4 protein-coding genes and 1 pseudogene are annotated in these 6,124 nt (G+C 70.1%); all 5 read left to right on the forward strand.

What is annotated here, in order from left to right; genetic code table 11:
• Positions 1-505, forward strand: a pseudogene (locus ACE3QW_RS14760) (hypothetical protein); the annotation flags it as partial.
• Positions 502-1,125 carry a hypothetical protein gene (locus tag ACE3QW_RS14765; RefSeq protein ID WP_374252143.1) on the forward strand — a complete coding sequence of 208 codons (624 nt, stop codon included), beginning with the start codon at positions 502-504 and terminating at the stop codon, positions 1,123-1,125. The pseudogene ACE3QW_RS14760 and the gene ACE3QW_RS14765, both read left to right, overlap by 4 nt.
• Positions 1,122-2,318 (forward strand): hypothetical protein, encoded by a 1,197-nt coding sequence (locus ACE3QW_RS14770; protein ID WP_374252145.1) that lies wholly within the window; start codon positions 1,122-1,124, stop codon positions 2,316-2,318. The genes ACE3QW_RS14765 and ACE3QW_RS14770 overlap by 4 nt, the downstream gene beginning before the upstream one ends.
• A 670-nt stretch (positions 2,319-2,988) precedes the next feature.
• Positions 2,989-4,725 (forward strand): ABC transporter permease, encoded by a 1,737-nt coding sequence (locus ACE3QW_RS14775; protein ID WP_374252147.1) that lies wholly within the window; start codon positions 2,989-2,991, stop codon positions 4,723-4,725.
• Between the two features lie 11 nt (positions 4,726-4,736).
• Positions 4,737-6,077, forward strand: coding sequence for an AAA-associated domain-containing protein (locus ACE3QW_RS14780; protein ID WP_374252149.1), 1,341 nt, complete (start codon positions 4,737-4,739; stop codon positions 6,075-6,077).
• Positions 6,078-6,124: the final 47 nt, after the last annotated feature.

Consider the following 6,124-nt stretch of genomic DNA (forward strand, 5'->3'; position numbering starts at 1 on the left):
GGCCGGGCGGCCGGTGGGGCTCATCCTCTATTCCGACGAGGCCTATGACGTGGCGGCGCCGACGGGCGATCCCACGGTGCTGGAGAGCCTGATCGCCGTGCTTGGCCCCGATACCATGCCGAGCAGTGGCGCCCGGCCGGCCGCCGCGTTGCGGCTCGCCCGCCGCATGCTGGAGGGGACGCCGGACGCGGATCTCGTTCTGATCTCGGACGGCAGCGGCCTCGATGCGGCGGTGCGCACCGAGGCGGCGCGGCTCGCCACGGGCGGCGTCCGCCTCTTCACTCTTGCCCTCGGTGCGGGGAGCGACGGAGGGGCGTCGCTGGAGGCGCTGGGCGTCGCATCCGCCCCGGCCCGTGCGCCCTGGCCGGTCATCGACCGCCTGTCCGGTTCGGTGGCGCTCACGCGTGACGGGCGGGCGGCGGGGCTTGCGTTCGAGGATCTCGGCCCGCTGGTCGCGGCGCTCGCGCTCATCCCGTTTCTCGCCCTGTTCCGGAGGCGCGCATGAGCGGCCTCTCCCCGGTACGGCGCATCCTCCTGCTGGCAACTGCGGGCCTCGCCTGCCTCATGCTTGCGGGGCCATCCTCCCTTGCGCGGCTCGCCTTCTGGGCCGGGGCGCCGGGGACGGCGCGCTGGCAGGATGATGCCGCCGCACGGGGTATCGCCTTCTACCGGGCGGGTGACTACCCCGCCGCGGACGCGGCCTTCGCGGAGGCTGGCCGCAGCGAGACGTTCAACCGCGCCCTGACCCTCGCGGCGACCGGCCGCTACGCGCTGTCCGTCGCCTATCTCGACGCCGTGCTGTTCGTGGACTCGGCGGATGCCGAGGCGCGTCGGCTGCGCGGGATCATCGACGCGCTGGCACCCAAGACGCTGGGCACCAGCGTCGTCCGCGGCCATATCCCGGCGGCTGTGGGAACTGCATCCGCGAACACGGGCGACGGCGTGGTGGCCACCCCCGACCCGGAGCTGAAAAAGCCGATCGAGGCACGCGGGATCGTCGCTTCCGATGCCTGGCTCGACACCATCGCCGACGATCCCGGCGCGTACCTGCGCCTGCGCCTGCGCAAGGAGTTCGAGCGCCGCGCGGCGCTCGGCCTGATCGGGCGGGATGGAGACGCACAATGAGGCTACGCCGTGCGCTTTGCCTCCTGCTCCTCCTGTGCCCGGCCGGCGCCGCGCAGGCGGAGCGCCTGCGGCTGGTCATTCCCGAGATGCGGCCGGTGGCGGGTGAGATGATCCCCGTTCTCGTGCGCGGTGAATACGAGCGGCAGATCACGCTGGAAAAGCTGAGCTTTCCCGATTCTCCCGACTATGACTGGATGCAGCTCGCCCGCGACCAGTGGCGGACGGAGCAGGTGGAGGGGCGGTCCGTCCGGGTGTTCGAGCGCCGCATCGCGCTGTTCCCGCGCCACGCGGGTCCCCTCACCATCGGGCCGGTGACGCACCGGCTGACTGTGGTGGGCACCGATGCGCCGCGGGAGGACCTGCCGGTCACGGCGGAGCCCGTGACGGTGGCGGTGGCCCCGTTCCCGGTGGAGGGGGCGACGCTCGCGGCGCGCAGCCTCACCGTCACCGACGCGCTGTCCGCCGAGCCCGGCAAGCTGCGCGACGGGGAAACCCTCGTCCGCCGCGTCACCATCGAGGCGGTAGGGGCACCGTCGCATCTGGTGCCGCCGCGCCCCATCGTGCGCGCGCCCTGGCTCATCAGCTTCGCGGCGCCGGAGGCGCGCACGCAGCGCCTGACGCCAGACGGCCCGGTGACGACGGTGACATGGGAATGGCACCTGCGGCCGAGCACCGGCGACCCCGCCGTGCTTCCGGCCATCGCCATCCCCTGGTTTGACACCGAAGCACGGCAGATGCGCACGTCGGAGATCCCGGCGATCCCCTTCGGCTATGCCAGCATCTATGCCGGGGTCGGCGGCACCGGGCATCTGCCCGCCGGGCAGATGCGGGCCGCGGCGCTGGCCATCACGGGCGGGCTGTTGGCGGGATGTGTGCTGGTCCTCGCGGGCCTCGGGCCGCGCCGGCGGGACGACGTGCTGAAGGCGCTCGGGCGGCTCTCGCCGGTGGACCCCACCCGTATCGCCGTGCGCCGGGCGGTGCGGACCGGCGAGCCATTCGCGCTCCGCCGCGCGGTGGAGCGTCACCTGCGCCGGTGGCGCGCACTCGGACTGCCGGTGAGCGGGCAAGAGACGGCGCGCCTCGACGCGCGCCTCTACGGGCGGGGCGGAGATGCAGTGCCGTTCGATGCCAGGGCCGAGGGGAAGGCGATCCTTCGGGCGGTCGATGGGCTCCGGAGACGGAGCGGCAGGTAGGGCGGTGCATGGCTCAAGGCCGCGCCGGATGCATCCATTCATGGGTGATGACCGGAGATTTCGTGCCTCAGCTGCTGTCCCGGGGCGCCGAAGTCGGTCTCGCAGCGTCAGTCCGGACGCCTTGCCGCACCGCGCATTTTCCGCTTGACCGCGCCGGCGCCGGGCGCGATAGGCGGCATCACCGGATGCCTGGGAGATGGAGCGTGCCCGTTCGCGGGTTCACCGAAGACTCCACCGTCAGGCCGGCCGGATTTCTTGAAAGCAATCGGGTGATGGACAGTTCCAGTCGATCTAGCTCGAGCCCGCCCGCGGCCGCGCGGACCTGACCTTTCGCGTCCGGTTCACCGTCCCGCCGGCAGGCTCCGGGACAAGAGGTGAGCCATGCGGGCGCTGTATTTCCGCAGACCTATCGCGTTCTCTCATCGTAACGAGGACGGCGATCGAAGCCGATGCGCGCACAGGCGCAGGCCTGGCACCCATCCTGGCTGACCACAGCCCCATCGCGGCGCCGTCACGGTGGCGTCGCACGGCCGTGCTCCGCTGCGCGGCCTCGGGCAGGGCGGTTCCTGCTGTCCCGGCAGGACAGGGTGAGCCCCAGTCCCATGCGAAACCTCCCGGCACCGGCTGCCCGTCGGCGCCGTAAATTCCAATCGCATTCGGATCTGTCGTCATGACGATGCAGCACCCGGCCCTGGAAGCGGGCCGTCGGCGGCGCTTCGCGCCGAACCTGTGGGATGCGCTGGCCTTCGGCCTGCTGTTCGGCGCGCTCATCCTGATTGTGCACGGCGGGCAGGGCACACTCGTGCCCCTCGCGGCCTTGAACCAGACGCCCGTCTCCCTCGATCCCGCCCAGCTGCCGGAATATGCGCTGCGCACCACGCTGCGCATGCTGGCGGCCATCCTCGCCTCGCTGGTCTTCACCTTCCTCTACGGCGCGCTGGCGGCTAAGAGCCGGCGGGCGGAGATGGTGCTCATCCCCATGCTGGACATCCTCCAGTCGGTGCCGGTGCTGGGCTTCCTGTCCTTCACCGTCGTCGGCTTCATGTCCCTGTTCCCGGGGAAGGTGCTGGGGGTGGAACTGGCGGCCATCTTCGCCATCTTCACCAGCCAGGCCTGGAACATGACCTTCAGCTTCTACCAGTCGCTGAAGACCGTGCCGCGCGACCTCGACGAGGCCACCCGCTCCTTCCGCCTCACCGGCTGGCAGCGCTTCTGGCGGCTGGAAGTGCCCTTCTCCATGCCGGGACTGGTGTGGAACACCATGATGTCCATGTCCGGGGGCTGGTTCTTCGTGGTGGCGTCGGAGGCCATCTCGGTGGGCGACACCACCATCACCCTGCCGGGGGTGGGCTCCTACGTGGCCCTCGCCATCAAGGAGCAGAACCTGCCGGCGGTGGGCTGGGCTGTGCTGGCCATGCTGGCCGTCATCCTCATCTACGACCAGCTGCTGTTCCGCCCGCTGGTGGCCTGGGCCGACAAGTTCCGGGTGGAGACCTCCGCCAGCGGGGCCGCGCCTTCCTCCTGGCTGCTCTCGGCGGCCCGGCGCACCCGCCTGTTCCAGCGCCTGTTGGGGCCGCTGGGCGCGCTGCTGTCCGCGGTCCCGCGCCAGCGCCTCGCCCTTCCGGTCGCGGTGCCGGGGGACGCCCGCCGCGCCTTGTCCAGCCCGCTCTCCGACAAGGTGTGGCTCGCGCTGGTGCTGGCGGTGACGGCCTATTGCCTGTGGACCATCGTCACCTTCGTCGCCACCGAGCTGACCTGGCCGGAGGTGGCGCAGGCCTTCGGCCTCGGGGTGCTGACCATGCTGCGGGTGATCGTACTGATCGCCCTTGCCACCCTCATCTGGGTGCCCATCGGGGTCTGGATCGGGCTTCGGCCGGCCTGGGCCGAGCGGGTGCAACCCATGGCCCAGTTCCTCGCGGCCTTCCCGGCCAACATCATCTTCCCGTTCGCGGTGGTGGCCATCGTCCGGCTCGGCCTCGACCCGGACATCTGGCTGTCGCCGCTGATGGTGCTCGGCACCCAGTGGTACATCCTGTTCAACGTGGTGGCAGGGGCGAGCGCCTTCCCCAACGATCTGAGGGAGGCGGCGGGCACCTTCCGCATCCGCGGCTGGAGCTGGTGGAAGAAGGTGATGCTGCCGGGGATCTTTCCCTATTACGTCACCGGCGCCATCACCGCGAGCGGAGGCTCCTGGAACGCCTCCATCGTCGCCGAGGTCGCGAGCTGGGGTGACACCACGCTGCGCGCCCACGGCATCGGCGCCTACATCGCCGATGCCACCGCCGCGGGCGACTATCCGCGCATCGTGCTCGGCATCGCGGTGATGTCGATCTTCGTGATCCTGTTCAACCGACTGCTCTGGCGTCCGCTCTATGTCTTCGCCGGCCGCCGTCTGCGCCTCGACTGATGGAGGATGAGATGACCTTGATGGAACACCACGCCTCTGTCGTCGACAGCGAAAAGAAAACCCTCGTCTCCGCCTCCGGCGTCCGGCAGATCTACCACAAGGGCGAGAATGCCGACCTGCTGGTGCTGGATGACGTGTCGCTCACCATCAATGAGGGCGAAGTGGTGGGGCTTCTGGGCCGCTCGGGCTCCGGCAAATCCACGCTCCTGCGCATCATCTCCGGCCTGGTGAAGCCCACCACCGGCCGCGTGGAATGGTGCGGCAAGCCCGTCACCGGCCCGTGCGAGGGCCTCTCCATGGTGTTCCAGAGCTTCGCGCTGTTTCCCTGGCTCACCGTTCTGGAGAATGTGGAGGTCGGTCTCGACGCCATCGGCGTGCCCGCGGCGGAAGGCCGCCGCCGCGCCATTCAGGCCATCGACCTCATCGGTCTCGACGGCTTCGAGAGCGCCTATCCCAAGGAGCTTTCCGGCGGCATGCGCCAGCGCGTGGGCTTCGCCCGCGCTCTGGTGGTGCACCCGCGCCTGATGCTCATGGACGAGCCGTTCTCGGCGCTCGACGTGCTCACCGCCGAGACCCTGCGCACCGACCTGATCGACCTGTGGATCGAGGGGCGGCTGCCCATCAAGTCCATCCTCATGGTCACGCACAATATCGAGGAAGCGGTGCTCATGTGCGACCGCATCCTGATCTTCTCCTCCAATCCCGGCCGGGTGGCGGCGGAGATCAAGATCGACCTGCCGCATCCGCGCGCGCGGCTCGACCCGGTGTTCCGCGCCATCGTGGATGACATCTATGGCCGCATGACCCAGCGGACGCCGCTGGAAAAGAGCGAACCCAGGCACGAAGGCGCCGGCATCGCGGGCATCGGCACCGCTCTGCCCAACATCTCCACCAACCTCCTCTCGGGCCTGATGGAGACGCTGGCCGCGCCGCCCTACAACGGCAGGGCCGATCTCCCCGTTCTCGCAGCCGCCTTGCAGATGGAGGTGGACGAGCTGTTCCCCATCGTCGAGACGCTGCAGCTGCTGCGGTTCGCGGGGGTGGAAGCGGGCGACGTGACGCTGTCGGAGGCCGGCCGGCACTTTGCCGAATCCGAGGTGGATGCCCGCAAGCGCCTGTTCGCGGATCACCTGATGGCCTACGTGCCGCTGGCCGGCCTCATCCGTCGGGTGCTGGACGAGCGGCCGACCCACCGCGCGCCCTTCACCCGCTTCAGCGAGGAGCTGGAGGACCACATGTCCGAGGACTTCGCCGAGACGACCCTGCGTGCGCTCATAACCTGGGGCCGTTATGGCGAGCTGTTCGGCTATGACGAGCATGCCGGCCAGTTCAATCTGGAAAACCCGACCTGACGGACCTGCGATAGGTCCAGGCGAGTGGTCGGGCGGCCGCCCCCCCC

It is taken from the genome of Xanthobacter sp., assembly GCF_041911315.1.
In the GTDB taxonomy this organism is placed as follows: Bacteria; Pseudomonadota; Alphaproteobacteria; order Rhizobiales; family Xanthobacteraceae; genus Xanthobacter; species Xanthobacter aminoxidans.